General features: G+C 58.6%; 22 protein-coding genes. 12 read left to right on the forward strand and 10 right to left on the reverse strand.

The window, feature by feature from the left end; genetic code table 11:
* The first annotated feature begins 529 nt into the window (after positions 1–529).
* Both GE543_RS26645 and GE543_RS26650 read left to right on the forward strand, forming a co-directional pair.
* Positions 530–991 carry a tetratricopeptide repeat protein gene (locus tag GE543_RS26645; protein ID WP_003418820.1) on the forward strand — a complete coding sequence of 154 codons (462 nt, stop codon included), beginning with the start codon at positions 530–532 and terminating at the stop codon, positions 989–991.
* Between the two features lies 1 nt (position 992).
* Positions 993–1,604: a superoxide dismutase gene (locus GE543_RS26650; RefSeq protein ID WP_153222744.1), complete on the forward strand. Its 612-nt coding sequence runs from the start codon at positions 993–995 to the stop codon at positions 1,602–1,604.
* A 186-nt stretch (positions 1,605–1,790) separates the two neighbouring features.
* On the opposite strand, the gene GE543_RS26655 is transcribed toward GE543_RS26650, so the two are convergent.
* The 10 genes from GE543_RS26655 to GE543_RS26700 form a co-directional block, all read right to left on the reverse strand.
* Positions 1,791–2,063: an HPr family phosphocarrier protein gene (locus GE543_RS26655; RefSeq protein ID WP_003313599.1), complete on the reverse strand. Its 273-nt coding sequence runs from the start codon at positions 2,061–2,063 to the stop codon at positions 1,791–1,793.
* A 15-nt stretch (positions 2,064–2,078) separates the two neighbouring features.
* Positions 2,079–2,936: an RNase adapter RapZ gene (rapZ, locus tag GE543_RS26660; protein ID WP_003413405.1), complete on the reverse strand. Its 858-nt coding sequence runs from the start codon at positions 2,934–2,936 to the stop codon at positions 2,079–2,081.
* Positions 2,937–2,938: 2 nt separating this feature from the next.
* Positions 2,939–3,403 (reverse strand): PTS IIA-like nitrogen regulatory protein PtsN, encoded by a 465-nt coding sequence (ptsN, locus tag GE543_RS26665; protein WP_032699712.1) that lies wholly within the window; start codon positions 3,401–3,403, stop codon positions 2,939–2,941.
* Between the two features lie 10 nt (positions 3,404–3,413).
* Entirely contained in the window at positions 3,414–3,722 is a 309-nt protein-coding gene (hpf, locus tag GE543_RS26670; protein WP_002555091.1) for a ribosome hibernation-promoting factor, HPF/YfiA family, read from the reverse strand.
* A 75-nt stretch (positions 3,723–3,797) separates the two neighbouring features.
* Complete coding sequence (locus GE543_RS26675) at positions 3,798–5,291, reverse strand: RNA polymerase factor sigma-54 (protein WP_003340639.1); 1,494 nt, start codon at positions 5,289–5,291, stop codon at positions 3,798–3,800.
* A 183-nt stretch (positions 5,292–5,474) separates the two neighbouring features.
* Positions 5,475–6,200 carry an LPS export ABC transporter ATP-binding protein gene (lptB, locus tag GE543_RS26680; RefSeq protein ID WP_003313594.1) on the reverse strand — a complete coding sequence of 242 codons (726 nt, stop codon included), beginning with the start codon at positions 6,198–6,200 and terminating at the stop codon, positions 5,475–5,477.
* A complete protein-coding gene (gene lptA / locus GE543_RS26685; protein ID WP_003413399.1) occupies positions 6,201–6,746 on the reverse strand; it encodes a lipopolysaccharide transport periplasmic protein LptA in 546 nt (181 codons plus the stop codon).
* Positions 6,733–7,305, reverse strand: a complete 573-nt coding sequence (lptC, locus tag GE543_RS26690; protein WP_003413393.1) for an LPS export ABC transporter periplasmic protein LptC — start codon at positions 7,303–7,305, stop codon at positions 6,733–6,735. The genes lptA and lptC overlap by 14 nt, the downstream gene beginning before the upstream one ends.
* 8 nt (positions 7,306–7,313) lie before the next feature.
* A complete protein-coding gene (locus tag GE543_RS26695; protein WP_003413390.1) occupies positions 7,314–7,853 on the reverse strand; it encodes an HAD family hydrolase in 540 nt (179 codons plus the stop codon).
* Positions 7,853–8,827 (reverse strand): KpsF/GutQ family sugar-phosphate isomerase, encoded by a 975-nt coding sequence (locus GE543_RS26700; RefSeq protein WP_003413388.1) that lies wholly within the window; start codon positions 8,825–8,827, stop codon positions 7,853–7,855. The genes GE543_RS26695 and GE543_RS26700 overlap by 1 nt, the downstream gene beginning before the upstream one ends.
* 305 nt (positions 8,828–9,132) lie before the next feature.
* Here GE543_RS26700 and GE543_RS26705 point away from each other — a divergent pair, with 305 nt between their 5' ends.
* The 10 genes from GE543_RS26705 (at position 9,133) to hisC (ending at position 17,123) form a co-directional block, all read left to right on the forward strand.
* Complete coding sequence (locus GE543_RS26705; protein ID WP_003313589.1) at positions 9,133–9,942, forward strand: ATP-binding cassette domain-containing protein; 810 nt, start codon at positions 9,133–9,135, stop codon at positions 9,940–9,942.
* Positions 9,942–10,739 (forward strand): lipid asymmetry maintenance ABC transporter permease subunit MlaE, encoded by a 798-nt coding sequence (gene mlaE / locus GE543_RS26710; RefSeq protein WP_003313588.1) that lies wholly within the window; start codon positions 9,942–9,944, stop codon positions 10,737–10,739. The genes GE543_RS26705 and mlaE overlap by 1 nt, the downstream gene beginning before the upstream one ends.
* Entirely contained in the window at positions 10,739–11,206 is a 468-nt protein-coding gene (gene mlaD / locus GE543_RS26715) for an outer membrane lipid asymmetry maintenance protein MlaD (protein WP_003313587.1), read from the forward strand. The genes mlaE and mlaD overlap by 1 nt, the downstream gene beginning before the upstream one ends.
* 10 nt (positions 11,207–11,216) lie before the next feature.
* Positions 11,217–11,867 carry a phospholipid-binding protein MlaC gene (locus GE543_RS26720; RefSeq protein ID WP_153222745.1) on the forward strand — a complete coding sequence of 217 codons (651 nt, stop codon included), beginning with the start codon at positions 11,217–11,219 and terminating at the stop codon, positions 11,865–11,867.
* On the forward strand, positions 11,864–12,169 hold the full coding sequence (locus GE543_RS26725; protein ID WP_003418813.1) for a lipid asymmetry maintenance protein MlaB: 306 nt from the start codon (positions 11,864–11,866) through the stop codon (positions 12,167–12,169). The genes GE543_RS26720 and GE543_RS26725 overlap by 4 nt, the downstream gene beginning before the upstream one ends.
* A gap of 115 nt (positions 12,170–12,284) precedes the next feature.
* Positions 12,285–12,524 (forward strand): BolA family protein, encoded by a 240-nt coding sequence (locus GE543_RS26730; protein ID WP_002555079.1) that lies wholly within the window; start codon positions 12,285–12,287, stop codon positions 12,522–12,524.
* A 22-nt stretch (positions 12,525–12,546) separates the two neighbouring features.
* The gene (murA, locus tag GE543_RS26735) at positions 12,547–13,812 is read left to right on the forward strand and encodes a UDP-N-acetylglucosamine 1-carboxyvinyltransferase (protein WP_003413384.1); all 1,266 of its coding nucleotides are present in this window, start codon (positions 12,547–12,549) and stop codon (positions 13,810–13,812) included.
* A gap of 153 nt (positions 13,813–13,965) precedes the next feature.
* A complete protein-coding gene (gene hisG / locus GE543_RS26745; protein WP_002555077.1) occupies positions 13,966–14,601 on the forward strand; it encodes an ATP phosphoribosyltransferase in 636 nt (211 codons plus the stop codon).
* A gap of 123 nt (positions 14,602–14,724) precedes the next feature.
* Positions 14,725–16,071 carry a histidinol dehydrogenase gene (gene hisD, locus GE543_RS26750; protein ID WP_003418811.1) on the forward strand — a complete coding sequence of 449 codons (1,347 nt, stop codon included), beginning with the start codon at positions 14,725–14,727 and terminating at the stop codon, positions 16,069–16,071.
* The gene (gene hisC, locus GE543_RS26755; RefSeq protein ID WP_153222746.1) at positions 16,071–17,123 is read left to right on the forward strand and encodes a histidinol-phosphate transaminase; all 1,053 of its coding nucleotides are present in this window, start codon (positions 16,071–16,073) and stop codon (positions 17,121–17,123) included. Before hisD ends, hisC begins: the two co-directional genes overlap by 1 nt.
* The last annotated feature ends 188 nt before the right edge of the window (positions 17,124–17,311 follow it).

Raw genomic sequence — 17,311 nt, forward strand, 5'->3', positions numbered from 1 at the left:
CAACCTTCGGGGGTCACACCATCCAGCGTGGGTATGCAGTTCTCGACGCTCTGCGTCGCAAGAGGACGCAGAGCGTCCGGAAAGGCATACGACGCGGAGCGTCGCACGATAGTTGCGATCATCGTTCCCTACGCTCCAGTGGGAATGCATTTCGTGACGCTCTGCGTCACCCATCCGCTTGCGGCGTTGACCGCCAATAACCTCCGTCCGAACCCGCGTTTTACGTTTCCCTCAAAGCATGTTCACGCTCACCGGCGCAAGGCGGTGAAGCGATCGGGCTTGTGTTGATTCTGTATCTCATTTAATAATGAATATCATTTCTAAAATGAACTGCGATCATGGGGTCTGTTCTGAGCGAGTTGTCTTAGCTGGAAATCAGCGTGGCTTGAGTCTGCGGATTCGTTGTGCGCTTGAAACCGACGAGCCTCTGCTGATCGAGCATTACCTCGCCAAGAGGCGTTCCTGACGCGATTGACCGCCACGCCCCGGCCCATGGTCGCTGCCTAGCCAACGTTCCTGGAGGTACTTCATGCAGCATTGGAAACGCACCATCGAGCAGGCCAATCGCTGTTTCAATCTCGGCGAGTGGGTCGAGGCCCGCGAGTTGTACCTTCAGGCGCTGGCGTTGGCGCAGGTCTTGTTCGAGCGCTGGGCGGATGTCGACGAAGCCGTCGCGGCCTGTGTGATTTCTCACCATAACCTGGCGGATCTGCACCTGAGTCTGGGCCAGCCGGAGGAGAGCGCCGAGTACCTGTGCGCCATCCACCAGCACCTGTTGCGGACCCTGCAGGATCAACGTCTTTCGCCCGCCCTGCGTGAAGCGGCCTTGCGCCACAGCAGCAAAACCTACGCCGAGCTGCTGAGTTTCATCAGCGAACACGGCGAATACCCGCGCACTCATCGGTTGCTGAACAGCAGCAGCGAGCATACGCGCTCAGCGCTGCAGCGCCATTCGGCAGCCCCTTCCGGACTTTTCTACGGAGCACATTGAAATGCCCTACACCTTGCCAGCACTGCCTTACGCATACGACGCCCTTGAGCCGCATATCGATGCGCAAACCATGGAAATCCACTACACCAAGCATCACCAGACGTACATCAACAACCTCAATGCGGCAATCGAAGGCACGGAGTTCGCCGACTGGTCTGTGGAGAAGCTGGTCGCCAGTGTCCAACAGTTGCCTGAAAACCTGCGCCCCGCAGTGATCAATCAGGGTGGCGGCCATGCCAATCATTCGTTGTTCTGGGAGGTCATGGTGCCGGGCGGGGGAGGTTTACCCAAAGGCGCTGTCGCGTCGGCGATTGACGAACAACTGGGCGGCTACGAACGCTTCAAGGAGGCATTCACCAAGGCCGCGTTGACCCGTTTTGGCAGTGGCTGGGCATGGCTGAGCGTCACGCCTGACAAGAAGCTGGTGGTGGAAAGCAGTGGTAACCAGGACAGCCCGTTGATGAACGGCAACACGCCGATTCTGGGGCTGGACGTGTGGGAGCACGCTTACTACCTGCGCTATCAGAACCGTCGTCCCGAATACATTAACGCGTTCTACAACGTGATCAATTGGGAAGAGGTGTCCCGCCGTTATCAGGCCGCTCTGGCCTGAGCCTGGCAGCCGGTCCCAAGGCCGCGTATGCGCTCCGGATTCCTCACGCTCAGCAATGTGCGGTTATTTCGTCTGGCAGTCGGGAGCGTGTTGCTGTTGGCGGGTATGGCGCTCCTGGTTGCCCATGGGCTGAACTGGATGCGCGTTCAAGGCTGGTGGTGACGGATACCGCGTTTGTCCGAGGGCTTATTCGCCTTCATCAAACCGGTTGTCGATCAGCTCGACCAGACCATCGAGCGCTTCCTGTTCGAATTCGCCTTCGGTGTGCAGGTGGATCTCGGTGCCCTTGCCGGCAGCCAGCATCATCACGGCCATGATGCTTTTGCCGTCGACCATGCTCTCCGGAGTGCGGCCGACCCTGATCTTGCAGGGAAACTTGCCTGCGACGCCGACGAATTTGGCGGCAGCGCGGGCGTGCAGGCCCAGTTTGTTGATGATGGTGATTTGACGAGCGGGCATCGCAGTGAAAATCCTTCAGCTGAGGTCGCGGTGGCGAACCTGAACGTTCTTGAGTGATTGTTGCAAGACCTGACCAAGCCGCTCGGTCAGGTAGACCGAACGGTGGTGTCCGCCGGTGCAGCCGATGGCAATGGTAACGTAAGAACGGTTACTGGCTGCAAACCGGGGTAGCCATTTGTTCAGGTAAGCGAAGATGTCCTGAAACATTTCTTCGACATCAGGCTGCACCGACAGGTAGTCGATTACGGGTTGTTCAAGCCCAGAGTGGTCGCGCAGTTCTGGCTTCCAGTACGGATTGGGCAGGCAGCGCACGTCGAATACCAGGTCTGCATCGACAGGCATGCCGCGCTTGAAACCAAACGACTCGATCAGAAACGCAGTGCCTGGTTCGGGCTTGTTCAGCAGACGAAGCTTGAGCGCGTCGCGCAACTGATAGAGGTTCAGGTGGGTGGTGTTGATCTTCAGGTCGGCCAGATCGATGATCGGGCCAAGCAGTGCAGTCTCGTCGCGTATCGCTTCGGCCAGCGAACGATCTGCCGTGCTCAGGGGGTGGCGGCGCCGGGTTTCCGAGAAGCGCTTGAGCAGGGTGGCTTCGTCTGCATCCAGGTACAGCACGTCGCACTGAATATTGCGCGAACGTACTTCATCCAGCATCTGCGGAAAACGGGTCAGATGGCTGGGCAGGTTGCGGGCATCTATCGAAACCGCCAGCAAGGGTTCGGCGAGTTCTGTGTTGATCAGCGCGCGTTCGGCCAGCTCCGGCAACAGGCCGGCCGGCAGGTTATCGACGCAGTAAAAGCCGCTGTCTTCCAGTACATCGAGCGCCGTACTCTTGCCTGAGCCGGAGCGACCGCTGACGATGATCATGCGCATGGTCAGTTTCCGTTCTGCACGTCCAGCACCACCTGATAAAGCGCCTCAGCGCTTTGGGCGCTGCGTAGACGCTTACGCACATCTTTGTCGTCGAGCATGCTGGCGATCTGGCGCAGCAGCTCTAGGTGCTCATCGGTAGCGGCTTGCGGGACCAGCAGTACGAACAGCAGGTCAACCGGCGCGCCATCAATGGCGTCGAAATCCACGGGTGTAGCGAGGTGAATCACTGCACTGACAGGCTCGCTGCAGTCAGCGAGGCGGCAGTGGGGGATGGCAATACCGTTGCCAAAACCGGTCGAGCCCAGTTTTTCCCGGGCGACGAGGCTTGCGAATACCGTGTCCGAAACCATGCCCGGCACTTCACGGCCGATCAGGTTGGCAATTTCTTCGAGTACACGCTTTTTGCTGCCACCCGGCACGTTCACGAGGGAGCGGCCGGGGGTCAGGATATTTTCGATTCGGATCATTAAATGGGCGTTAGCGAGCGGCCGCACCTTTGAGGATGCTTTGCTGCTTTTCCTTATGCTTGAGCAATTGTCGGTCTAGCTTGTCAGTGAGCAGGTCGATGGCAGCGTACATGTCATCATGTTCAGCATTGGCAACGACCTCTCCACCATGGATGTGCAACGTGGCTTCGATCTTCTGCTTGAGCTTTTCGACCGTCATCGTGACCTGCACGTTGGTAATCTTGTCAAAATGCCCTTCGAGCTTCTTGAGCTTGAGCTCAACGTATTCACGAAGGGGTTTGGTCACTTCCAGTTGGTGTCCACTGATGTTGACTTGCATACAGCTTTCTCCTTTGCCAGTGCATAAAGAGGCAGGCATGGCGCCTGCCACTGGAACGCTGTGGCTCGGCCTGCATCACATCAGTCGCTTACGCTCACTGGAAGGGGCGATCCCGAGAGACTCACGGTACTTGGCGACTGTGCGACGGGCTACTTGAATGCCTTGTGCCTCCAGTAAACCAGCGATCTTGCTATCACTCAACGGCTTTTTCTGATTTTCCGCCGCAACCAGTTTTTTGATGATTGCGCGAATTGCCGTGGACGAGCATTCACCGCCTTCGGAGGTACTCACATGGCTTGAGAAGAAGTATTTCAGCTCGTAAATGCCGCGTGGGGTGTGCATGAATTTCTGCGTGGTCACCCGCGAGATGGTCGATTCGTGCATGCCCACTGCCTCGGCAATGTCGTGCAGCACGAGCGGCTTCATGGCCTCGTCGCCGTACTCGAGAAAACCGCGCTGATGTTCGACGATCTGCGTGGCGACCTTCATCAGCGTTTCGTTGCGGCTTTGCAGGCTCTTGATGAACCAGCGTGCTTCCTGCAACTGATTGCGCATGAAGGTGTTGTCTGCACTGGTGTCGGCGCGCCGCACGAAGCCCGCGTATTGCGGATTGACGCGCAGGCGCGGCACCGACTCCTGATTGAGTTCGACCAGCCAGCGTTCGTTGTCCTTGCGCACGATCACGTCCGGAATGACGTATTCGGCTTCGGTGGATTCGATCTGTGAGCCGGGACGCGGGTTGAGGCTCTGCACCAGCTCGATGACCTGGCGCAGCTCGTCTTCCTTGAGTTTCATGCGCCGCATCAGTTGGCCGTAGTCGCGGCTTCCGAGCAGATCGATGTAGTCGCTGACCAGGCGTTGTGCTTCCGTCAGCCAGGGCGTTTTTGCCGGTAGCTGGCGCAGTTGCAGCAGCAGGCATTCGCTCAGGTTGCGTGCGCCGATGCCAGCAGGTTCAAACTGCTGGATGCGGTGCAGTACCGCTTCGATCTCGTCGAGCTCGATGTCCAGCTCGGGGTCGAACGACTCGAGAATCTCATCGAGTGTCTCGTCGAGGTAACCCTGGTTGTTGATGCAGTCGATCAGCGTGACTGCCACCAGGCGGTCCTTGTCGGACATCGGCGCAACATTCAGTTGCCACAGCAGGTGGCTTTGCAGGCTTTCGCCGACAGAGGTGCGTGTGGTGAAGTCCCACTCGTCATCATCGTTGCTTGGCAGGCTGCTGGCGCTGGTCTGGTAGATGTCTTCCCAGGCCGTATCGACGGGCAGCTCGTTGGGAATGCGTTCGTTCCATTCGCCTTCTTCAAGGTTGTCCACGGTAGGCGCGGATTCCTGATAAGTCGGTTCCTGAACGTCGGGGTTGGGCTTTTGTTCGATGTTGTCGGCAAGCGGGTCGGAGTGGTCGAAGTCGTCGCCTTCTTCCTGCCGCTCCAGCATAGGGTTTGACTCCAGCGCCTCCTGTATCTCCTGCTGGAGATCCAGAGTGGAAAGCTGGAGTAAACGGATTGCCTGTTGCAGCTGCGGTGTCATCGTCAGCTGCTGGCCCATTCTCAAGACTAGCGATGGTTTCATGGCAGGGGCTAAACACCTTATTCGCCGGCGCGCATGCGCCATCTACTACAGGCGCCGTGGCGCCAACTTAAGCAAATTATATGCCTGAAACCTGTGCATTTGCCTAGAGTGGTATGACAAATAAAATCTTGTCAATACACTGCGTAGGCATCAATCGGCTGCGAAGCGCAAAGGGGCAGTCGATTAAAGGCGGAACTCGTGGCCGAGGTAGACCTCTTTCACCAGCTGATTCGCCAGAATGGTCTCGGAGTCGCCTTCCGCAATCAACTGTCCATCGTTGACGATGTAGGCCATTTCGCAGATATCCAGCGTTTCCCGGACATTGTGGTCAGTGATCAGTACACCGATACCCTTGGCCTTGAGGTGGTGAATGATCTGCTTGATGTCGCCTACCGAAATAGGGTCGACACCTGCGAACGGTTCATCCAGGAGGATGAATTTCGGCGCGGTGGCCAGGGCCCGAGCGATTTCCACGCGGCGACGTTCACCACCCGACAGGCTCATGCCCAGGTTGTCGCGGATATGGGTAATGTGGAACTCCTGCAGCAGGCTTTCCAGTTCCTTGCGGCGCGCACCGGCATCGAGCTCCTTGCGGGTCTCGAGAATCGCCATGATGTTGTCGGACACCGACAGCTTGCGGAAAATCGAGGCTTCCTGAGGCAGGTAGCCGATACCCGCGCGGGCGCGACCGTGCATGGGTTGATGGCTGACATCCAGATCGTCAATCAGCACACGACCCTGATCAGCCTGGACCAGACCCACAATCATGTAGAAGCAAGTGGTCTTGCCGGCGCCGTTCGGGCCCAGCAGGCCGACGATCTGGCCGCTGTCGATGGAGATGCTCACATCGCGCACGACCTGCCGGCTTTTGTAGCTTTTAGCCAGATGCTGGGCTTTGAGCGTCGCCATTTACTGGGCCTTCTGAGGTTGATCGGTTTTCTTTTTCGGCTGGATGACCATGTCGATACGCGGACGTGGTGTAGTCACCTTGGCGCCATTGGCCCGACCGGCGCTGACGACCTGTCTGACCGTGTCGTAGACGATCTTCTCGCCTTCCGAGGTGTTGCCATCATTGATGACCTTGGCCTTGTCGATCAGGACGATACGGTCCTGGCCGGCGTAATACTGGATGGTGACGGCATAGGCCTGCACGATCGGTTTGTCCACGGCAGGCTTCTGCTCGTAGTAGGCCAGGTTGCCGACGGAGGTGAATATGTCGACTTCGCCCTGGGCGTTTCGCGTGATCGTCACGGTGTTGCCCGTGATTTTCATCGAGCCCTGAGTGATGATGACATTGCCCTTGTAAGTCGCCACGCCTTTCTTGTCATCGAGCTGAGCATCGTCAGACTGGATGTGGATAGGCTGATCTCGGTCGGTTGGCAGGGACCAGGCGCTCGCGCTTCCCAGTGCTGCGCCCAGGCCGAGCAATAAAGGAAGAGTTTTAACGAGCCTCATACTGTCCTCTTACGTTGGACAGCAGGTCCATCCTGCTGTCTTTCAAATACGCTTTCATTCCCTTGGCCGTAGTGACACCGCCCGCGCCGTCGATTCTAACGTCTTGGTCGGTCTCCGCATATTCCTTCTGAGGAAATACGGTCATGCGACTGCTGGTAATAATGGTCGTACGCTGTTTTTCATCGGTGCGCTCAACACGAACGGAATCCATCAGCTCGACCTGATCGCCCCCGGACGAAACTTCACCTCGTTTGCTTTGCACGTGCCACGGAAATGCTCCGCCGCGGTACATGTTCAGATTGGGTGTCGTCAGCAGGCTCACATCTGTGGCCTTCACATGCTCGACCTTGTCGGAGGTCATGTCGTACTGAAGTGTGCCATCTGGCAGATACTGCACGCTGCGAGTATTGACCGCATAGTAGTCGATCGCCGTGTCGTCAATCGACGCATCAGGCTGATCCATGAAGCTTTCCGGGCTGATGTTCCAGTAGCCGACCGCTGCCAGCAGCAGCGCCAGTACCCCGAGAAGCAGGAACTTGCGAAATTTTTTAGTGAACATAATGGCTTCTATAAATAGGCGGAGTGAGCCGCTTCAAGGTTGCCTTGCGCACTCAGAATCAGTTCGCAGAATTCGCGCGCTGCACCTTCGCCGCCTCGCGCCCTGGTTATCCCGTGTGCATGCTCGCGTACAAAGCCGGCAGCATTGGCCACTGCCATGCCCAGACCGACGCGTCTGATGACGGGCAAGTCTGGCAGATCATCACCCAGATAGGCGACCTGTTCGTAACTCAGATTGAGTTCTGCCAGCAACTTGTCCAGCACTACCAGCTTGTCTTCACGTCCCTGGAACAGGTGTTCAATGCCCAGGCTCTTTGCCCGGCGCTCGACTATCGCGGTCTTGCGGCCACTGATGATCGCCGTGGTGACGCCTGAGGCTATCAGCATTTTAATGCCTTGGCCGTCGAGGGTATTGAATGTCTTGATCTCGCTGCCATCTTCCATGAAGTAAAGGCGGCCATCGGTCAGTACGCCATCGACGTCGAAGACTGCCAGCTTGATGGCCTTGCCGCGTTGCATGAGATCCTGGGTCATTATTTCGGTTTCCATTACATGACGCCTGCGCGCAGGAGATCCTGCAGGTTGAATGCGCCAACCGGACGGTCGTTCTGGTCTACGACAACAAGCGCACTGATTTTGTTGTCCTCCATGATTTTCAGCGCCTCGGCGGCGAGCATCTCGGCATGGGCGGTCTTGCCATGAAGCGTCATGACCTCATCGATGATGGTCTGGCGGATATCGACAGGGCGGTCCAGGGTCCGGCGCAAATCACCGTCGGTGAAGATGCCGGCCAGTGTGCCGTCCGCTTCGACGATGGCGGTCATGCCCAAACCTTTACGAGTCATTTCAAGCAGCGCGTCGCGCAGCAGGGTGCCGCGTTGCACGCTAGGCAGTGATTCGCCGGAGTGCATCACATTCTCGACCTTGAGCAGCAGGCGGCGACCCAATGCGCCGCCCGGATGGGAGAACGCGAAATCTTCGGCGGTGAAACCGCGTGCGTTGAGCAGCGCCACGGCGAGGGCGTCGCCCATGACCAGTGCGGCGGTCGTCGAGGACGTCGGTGCCAGGTTGAGCGGGCAGGCCTCATGCACGACATGCGCGTTGAGGTTGATGTCGGCAGCCTTGGCCAGAATGGACTCGGGGTCGCCGGTCAGGCTGATCATCTTTATGCCCAGGCGTTTGATCAGTGGCAGCAGGGTGACGATTTCGTTGGTGCTGCCGGAGTTCGACAGGGCCAGGATGATGTCATCACGGGTGATCATGCCCATGTCGCCGTGGCTGGCTTCGGCCGGATGCACGAAAAACGAGGTGGTGCCGGTGCTCGCCAGCGTCGCAGCGATCTTGTTGCCGATGTGTCCGGACTTGCCCATGCCGACCACGACCACACGCCCTTTGCTGGCGAGGATCATTTCGCACGCGCGCACGAAATCGCCGTCAAGACGTTCAAGCAAGCCTTGTATGGCTTCTATCTCAAGGCGAATGGTGCGTTGCGCCGATTGGATCAGGTCACTGGATTGGTTCATGTCTGGAGAGGGTCAGCCTGCTGAAAGGCGGCGATTATAGCGGTAATGAACGATTCCCTCACGTCTGATCGTCGTTGTGTTGTTTTTAAACGAATTTCCTACGCACCTGCGGGTCTGTATTCAAGCCTGTGGCCATAACATTGTGGTACAGAATAATTCAGCCAATACCTGAACCGCTCGGTTCTCTTCTTGGGGGCGGGTGGCTGCGGTGATATAGTTCGCGGCCTGTTCGGCACGCCTGGGCAGCCTCTCGGTGTTCAAAAAACCGGCGGCTCGGGGTGGAAGCTGTATCGCAAGGAGTTTAGATGAGTCCTGATGACGCCTATGCGGTCGAGTTGAAAGGTGTGTCTTTCAAACGCGGTGCGCGCAGCATTTTCAATAACGTTGATATTCGTATTCCGCGCGGCAAGGTCACCGGGATCATGGGGCCGTCAGGCTGCGGCAAGACAACCCTGCTGCGCCTGATGGGTGCCCAGTTGCGCCCGAGCGAAGGGCAGGTGTGGGTCAACGGCCAGAATCTGCCGGAGCTGTCGCGCAGTGATCTGTTCGATGCCCGCAAGCAGATGGGCGTTTTGTTTCAGAGCGGTGCGCTGTTTACCGATCTGGATGTATTCGAAAACGTCGCCTTTCCCCTGCGTGTGCACACCGAGCTGCCGGAAGAAATGATCCGCGACATCGTTCTGCTCAAGCTTCAGGCCGTAGGCCTGCGCGGCGCGGTGGAACTGATGCCGGACGAATTGTCGGGCGGCATGAAGCGTCGTGTCGCGCTGGCGCGCGCAATCGCGCTCGACCCGCAGATTCTCATGTACGACGAGCCCTTCGTCGGGCAGGACCCGATTGCGATGGGGGTGCTGGTGCGCCTGATCCGCCTGCTCAATGACGCGCTGGGTATCACCAGTATCGTGGTGTCCCATGACCTCAGCGAGACGGCGAGCATTGCCGACTATCTATATGTTGTCGGCGACGGGCAGGTGCTGGGGCAGGGTACGCCTCAGGAGCTGATGTCCTCGGACAATCCACGTATTCGTCAATTCATGACCGGTGAGCCGGACGGCCCTGTACCGTTCCACTATCCGGCGCCGGATTTTCGCGAAGATCTATTGGGGAAGCGCTGATGCGCAATAAGTCACTGATGGACCGGGTTCGCCTGCTGGGGCGGTCGGCCATCGATATTGTTACTGTTCTGGGGCGTTCCGGTCTGTTTCTGGTGCATGCCTTGCTCGGTCGCGGCGGTGCGGGCAGCAGTTTTCAACTGCTGGTCAGGCAGCTGTATTCGGTGGGTGTCATGTCGCTGGTCATCATCGTGGTGTCCGGCATGTTCATCGGCATGGTGCTGGCGCTGCAGGGTTTCAGCATCCTGACCAAATACGGTTCGGAGCAGGCGGTCGGCCAGATGGTTGCCCTGACCCTGCTGCGTGAACTCGGCCCTGTGGTGACAGCCTTGCTGTTCGCCGGTCGTGCAGGTTCTGCATTGACCGCCGAGATCGGCAACATGAAATCCACCGAGCAGCTGTCGAGCCTGGAAATGATCGGTGTCGACCCGCTCAAGTACATCGTTGCGCCGCGTCTGTGGGCCGGGTTTATCTCGCTGCCGATTCTGGCGATGATTTTCAGCGTGGTTGGTATCTGGGGGGCTTCCTGGGTGGCGATCGATTGGCTGGGAGTCTATGACGGTTCTTTCTGGTCGAACATGCAGAACAGCGTTTCTTTCACGAACGATGTGCTCAATGGGGTGATCAAAAGCGTCGTATTTGCCTTCGTGGTGACATGGATTGCCGTTTTCCAGGGTTACGATTGCGAGCCTACTTCCGAGGGGATCAGTCGCGCGACGACCAGAACCGTCGTTTACGCCTCGTTGGCCGTGCTGGGACTGGACTTTATTTTGACCGCTTTGATGTTTGGAGATTTCTGATGCAAAACCGTGCCATCGAAACCGGAGTCGGTCTGTTCCTGCTGGCGGGGATACTGGCTCTGCTCCTGCTGGCCCTGCGAGTCAGTGGTCTGAGCACGAGCGCGAGCACCGACACCTATAAACTTTATGCCTACTTCGACAATATTGCCGGTTTGACTGTCAGAGCCAAGGTAAGCATGGCTGGCGTCACGATCGGCAAGGTGACGGCGATCGATCTGGATCGCGATACCTTCACCGGTCGCGTCACGCTGGAGATTCAGAAGAAGGTCGATAACCTGCCTTCGGACTCGACTGCGTCGATTCTGACTGCCGGTTTGCTGGGTGAAAAATACATTGGTCTCAGCGTCGGTGGCGATGACAAGCTGCTCAAGGATGGCGGGACTATCCATGACACGCAGTCGTCGCTGGTGCTGGAAGACCTGATCGGAAAATTCCTGCTCAATACTGTTAGTAAAGACGCCAAGTGAGGAGCTTCAAATGATCTCTATTCTGCGCCGTGGCCTGCTGGTATTGCTGGCCACTCTGCCAATGCTGGCGAATGCTGCGGCCACCCCGTCGGCTCACGACCTGGTGGAGCGCACCACCAAGGAACTGTTGAGTGATCTGGCGACCAATCGCGAACAGTACAAAACCAACCCACGCGCGTTTTACGATGCGCTGAACCGCATCGTCGGTCCTGTCGTGGATGCCGACGGCATTTCCAAAAGCATCATGACCGTGAAGTATTCCCGCAAGGCGACGCCCAAGCAGGTTCAAGATTTTCAGGAAAACTTCAAGCGCAGCCTGATGCAGTTCTATGGCAATGCGTTGCTTGAATTCAACAACCAGGGCATCACCGTCGCGCCTGCCAAGGACGAAGGCGATGATCGCACCAGCGTGGACATGCAGGTCAAGGGCAATAACGGCGCGGTCTATCCGGTCTCCTACACGCTGGTCAAGCTGAACGGCGAGTGGAAAGTGCGTAACGTTGTCATCAACGGTATCAATATCGGCAAGCTGTTCCGTGATCAGTTCGCTGATGCGATGCAGCGCAACGGTAACAATCTGGATAAAACCATCGACAACTGGGCTGGCGAAGTGGCCAAGACCAAATCTACCGTTGATGCGACGCAGAAGACGGCACAATGACCGAATCTGCCGTCCGCCTTATCGGGCCGGGTGAGCTCAGTCTGATCGGTGTGCTGGATTACCGCACGGGGCCGCAACTGCGCAAGCAGGGTGCGGCGCTGATCAAGTCCGGTGATCTGGCAGACCTCACGCTGGACTGCTCGGGTGTCGAGAAGTCCAGCAGTGTCGGCCTGGCCTTGTTGCTGGCGTTCATGCGTGATGCCAGGGATGCGGGCAAGTCGATGACTATCCGCTCACTCCCCGAAGACATGCGCCAGATAGCTCGCGTATCAGGTTTGACCGAGCTGCTGGGCGCCCACTGAAAGGCACTATCGAAAAAGCCCTTTATCCGGGACCTGCTTGTCGGGCTTCGCATAACATGGGCTTTTTTTGTATGATGCCAGACCCGCGCGCGTATAGCGCCGATCGAGGTTGAGCATGCAGGCCGTAGAAGTTAAAAGCTTCCTTGAAGGAAAGCTGCCGGAAATCAAAGTGGAAGTCGAAGGCGAAGGCTGCAACTTCCAGCTGAACATCATCAGCGACGAGTTGGCCGGCCTGAGCCCGGTCAAACGTCAGCAACAGATTTATACCCATCTGAACCCCTGGATTGCCGATGGCAGCATCCACGCGGTGACCATGAAATTTTTCAGCCGCGCTGCATGGGCCGAGCGTTCCTGAGCCAATTGGTGTCGAGACTCTAATGGATAAATTGATTATTACCGGCGGCGTTCGTCTTGATGGCGAAATTCGCATTTCCGGGGCAAAGAACTCTGCCCTGCCGATCCTTGCTGCCACGTTGCTGGCGGACGGACCCGTTACCGTTCAGAACCTGCCGCACCTGCACGACATCACGACCATGATCGAGCTGTTCGGTCGCATGGGCATCGAGCCTGTGATCGACGAAAAGCTCAGTGTCGAGATCGACCCGCGCACCATCAAGACCCTGGTCGCCCCGTACGAGCTGGTGAAAACCATGCGTGCGTCGATTCTGGTGCTGGGCCCGATGGTCGCTCGCTTCGGCGAGGCCGAAGTGGCTCTGCCAGGTGGCTGTGCCATCGGTTCGCGTCCGGTCGACCTGCACATCCGTGGCCTTGAAGCCATGGGCGCGATCATCGACGTCGAAGGTGGCTACATCAAGGCCAAGGCACCGGAAGGCGGCTTGCGTGGTGCGCATTTCTTCTTCGATACCGTGAGCGTGACCGGTACTGAAAACATCATGATGGCTGCCAGCCTCGCCAACGGTCGCAGCGTGCTGGAGAACGCCGCGCGCGAGCCAGAGGTTGTCGATCTGGCCAACTTCCTGATCGCAATGGGTGCCAAGATTCACGGCGCAGGTACCGACACCATCACCATCGATGGCGTCAAGCGTCTGGGCCCGGCCACTTACAAGGTCATGCCTGACCGTATCGAGACCGGCACCTACCTGGTGGCCGCTGCCGTTACCGGCGGTCGCGTCAAGGTCAAGGACACCGATCCGACCATCCTCGAAGCTGTGCTGCTCAAGCTTCAGGAAGCCGGTGCGGAAATTACGACCGGTGAAGACTGGATCGAGCTGAACATGCACGGCAAGCGTCCGAAAGCCGTCAATGTGCGTACCGCGCCTTATCCGGCGTTCCCGACCGACATGCAGGCGCAGTTCATTTCGCTCAACGCGATTGCCGAAGGCACGGGGGCGGTCATCGAGACCATCTTCGAAAACCGCTTCATGCACGTGTATGAAATGCACCGCATGGGCGCTCAGATTCAGGTTGAAGGCAACACCGCCATTGTTACCGGTACCGAAGTGCTCAAGGGCGCGCCAGTCATGGCGACCGACCTGCGTGCATCGGCCAGTCTGGTGATCTCGGCGCTGGTTGCCCAGGGCGACACGCTGATCGACCGCATCTACCACATAGACCGTGGTTACGAGTGCATCGAAGAGAAGCTGCAAATGCTGGGTGCCAAGATCCGCCGCGTTCCGGGCTAGCAGCATGCGGTCCTGATGCCGCTGGCATCGGGGCCGCCTGTTCTGTCGCGGGTGTGATTTCTGATTCGTTTCACTTCAGGTCAACAGGCCTGAGGGTTGTCACGCGCCGCTTGCGTCGTGACAAAAGTTTCCTGATAAGGACTTACGTTTCCCATGTTGACCATCGCACTGTCCAAGGGCCGCATTCTTGATGACACCCTGCCGCTTCTCGCTGAAGCGGGCATCGTGCCGACCGAGAATCCGGACAAGAGCCGCAAGCTCATCATCCCCACGACTCAGGCCGATGTGCGCCTGCTGATCGTGCGTGCTACCGACGTGCCGACCTATGTCGAGCATGGTGCCGCCGACCTGGGTGTCGCGGGCAAGGATGTGTTGATGGAATACACCGGTCAGGGCCTGTACGAGCCGCTGGACCTGCAGATTGCCAAGTGCAAGCTGATGACCGCGGGTGCCATCGGTGCGGTCGAGCCCAAGGGCCGTCTGCGCGTGGCGACCAAGTTCGTCAACGTTGCCAAGCGTTACTACGCCGAGCAGGGCCGTCAGGTCGATATCATCAAGTTGTACGGCTCCATGGAGCTGGCACCGCTGATTGGTCTGGCAGACAAGATCATCGACGTGGTCGACACCGGTAATACCCTGCGCGCCAACGGCCTCGAACCCCAGGAACTGATCGCGACCATCAGCTCGCGTCTGGTGGTCAACAAGGCCTCCATGAAGATGCAGCACGCACGTATTCAGGCCCTCATCGACACCCTGCGCAAGGCAGTGGAGTCGCGACACCGTAGCTGATCCCCACACGCAACGTTGAGTTGCGTCCAGCTATCCGTGTCATAGCCAAATTTCTCAGGTGCCTGCGCGGATAGCTTGGTAGCTTTAGGCTCCTGAGCATCCGCCAATTATTGAGGCCCCGCTATGACCACTCCCACTGCAATTCGCCGACTCGACGCTGCTGACCCGGATTTCGCACGACATCTGGATCATCTGCTGAGCTGGGAAAGTGTGTCTGACGACTCGGTCAACCAGCGCGTGCTCGACATCATCAAGGCGGTGCGTGAGCGGGGCGACGCGGCGCTGGTCGAGTTCACCCAGAAGTTCGACGGGCTGCAGGTTGCGTCGATGGCTGACCTGATCCTGCCTCGCGAGCGCCTGGAGCTGGCGTTGACGCGCATTACTGCGGTTCAGCGCGAAGCCCTGGAAAAGGCCGCCGAGCGTGTGCGCAGCTACCACGAAAAGCAGAAGCAGGATTCCTGGAGCTACACCGAGGCCGACGGCACAGTGCTGGGCCAGAAGGTCACGCCGCTGGACCGTGCAGGCCTGTACGTGCCGGGTGGCAAGGCTTCCTATCCGTCTTCGGTATTGATGAACGCCATACCGGCCAAAGTGGCAGGCGTAACCGAAGTGGTCATGGTCGTGCCGACGCCACGTGGTGAAATCAACGAGCTGGTGCTGGCCGCTGCCTGCATTGCAGGGGTCGACCGGGTGTTCACCATCGGCGGGGCGCAGGCTGTTGCAGCGCTGGCTTACGGCACTGAAAGCGTGCCGAAAGTCGACAAGGTGGTCGGTCCTGGCAACATCTATGTGGCGACCGCCAAGCGCCACGTGTTCGGTCAAGTGGGGATCGACATGATCGCCGGTCCTTCCGAGATTCTGGTGGTGTGTGACGGCCAGACCGATCCTGACTGGATCGCCATGGACCTGTTCTCCCAGGCCGAGCACGACGAAGATGCCCAGGCCATTCTGGTCAGTCCGGATGCCGAATTTCTCGACAAGGTGGCGGCCAGCATCACCCGTCTGCTGCCGACCATGGAGCGGGCGGCCATCGTCGAAACGTCGATCAACGGTCGCGGCGCGCTGATAAAGGTGGCTGACATGGCCCAGGCCATCGAAGTCGCCAATCGCATCGCGCCCGAGCACCTCGAACTGTCGGTCGCCGATCCGGAAGCCTGGCTGCCGCAGATCCGCCATGCGGGTGCGATTTTCATGGGACGCCACACCTCCGAAGCGCTGGGCGATTACTGTGCCGGCCCCAACCATGTGCTGCCGACCTCCGGCACGGCGCGCTTTTCCTCGCCGCTGGGCGTCTACGATTTCCAGAAGCGCTCGTCGATCATCTATTGCTCGCCGCAAGGTGCGTCCGAGCTGGGCAAGACAGCGTCCGTGCTGGCTCGTGGCGAGTCTCTGAGCGGCCACGCGCGCAGTGCCGAATATCGAATCACTGACCCTGACTGGAAAGCAGGCAACACAGAGGACGGCAAATAATGAGCAAATTCTGGAGCCCTTTTGTCAGCGATCTGGTGCCTTATGTACCGGGCGAACAGCCGAAGCTGACCCGACTGGTCAAGCTCAATACCAATGAAAACCCGTATGGCCCTTCGCCAAAGGCCATCGACGCCATGCGCGCTGCGCTGACCGACGACTTGCGCCTGTACCCGGACCCCAACAGCGATCTGCTCAAGCACGCTGTCGCCGATTACTACAAGGTGCAGCCCAATCAGGTGTTCCTGGGCAACGGCTCGGACGAGGTGCTGGCGCACATTTTTCACGCCTTGTTTCAGCACGATGCTCCGCTGCTGTTCCCGGATATCAGCTACAGCTTCTATCCGGTGTATTGCGGCCTATATGGCATCGACTATGAAACGGTCCCGCTGGATGAGCAGTTCCAGATTCGTGCCGAAGACTACGCCAGGCCGAACGCCGGGATCATCTTCCCCAACCCGAATGCGCCGACCGGTTGCCTGCTCGGTCTGGACAAGGTCGAGCAGATCATCAAGGCCAGCCCGGACTCGGTGGTGGTCGTCGATGAAGCGTATATCGACTTTGGTGGCGAGACAGCCATTACGCTGGTCGATCGTTACCCGAATCTGCTGGTCACCCAGACCCTGTCCAAGTCGCGCTCGCTGGCCGGCCTGCGCGTCGGTTTGGCGGTGGGGCATCCTGACCTGATCGAGGCGCTGGAGCGGATCAAGAACAGCTTCAACTCCTATCCGCTGGACCGTATGGCCAATGTGGGCGGGGCGGCCGCCTTCGAGGATCGCGAGCACTTCGAGATGACCCGTAACAAGGTCATCGAAAGCCGCGAGGCATTGGTCGAGCAGTTGCAGGGCAAAGGCTTTGAGGTGCTGCCATCGGCAGCCAACTTCATCTTCGCCCGCCACCCGCAACATGATGCCGCAGCACTGGCCGCCAAGCTGCGCGAGCAGGGCGTCATCGTCCGCCACTTCAAACAGCAGCGAATTGCCCAGTTCCTGCGCATCAGCATCGGCACGCCAGAGCAGCATCAAGCGTTGCTGGAAGGTCTGAGCGACATCTGAGAAGCGGATCGGTCAGCCCGAAAACGGGCTGACTCTGCGCCGTCACTCATCGCCGACCTGTGTGAGTAATCCACATGGCTCGAAAACACCCCGGACCTGTGTGAGTGTTTCACATGGCTCGAAAACACCCCGGCCCTGTGGGAGCGAGCTTGCTCGCGAAAGGGGCTGCACAAGCGCCGAAAATGCAT

Origin of the sequence: Pseudomonas sp. SZ57 (genome assembly GCF_009495975.1) — a bacterium.
Lineage (GTDB): Bacteria > Pseudomonadota > Gammaproteobacteria > Pseudomonadales > Pseudomonadaceae > Aquipseudomonas > Aquipseudomonas syringae.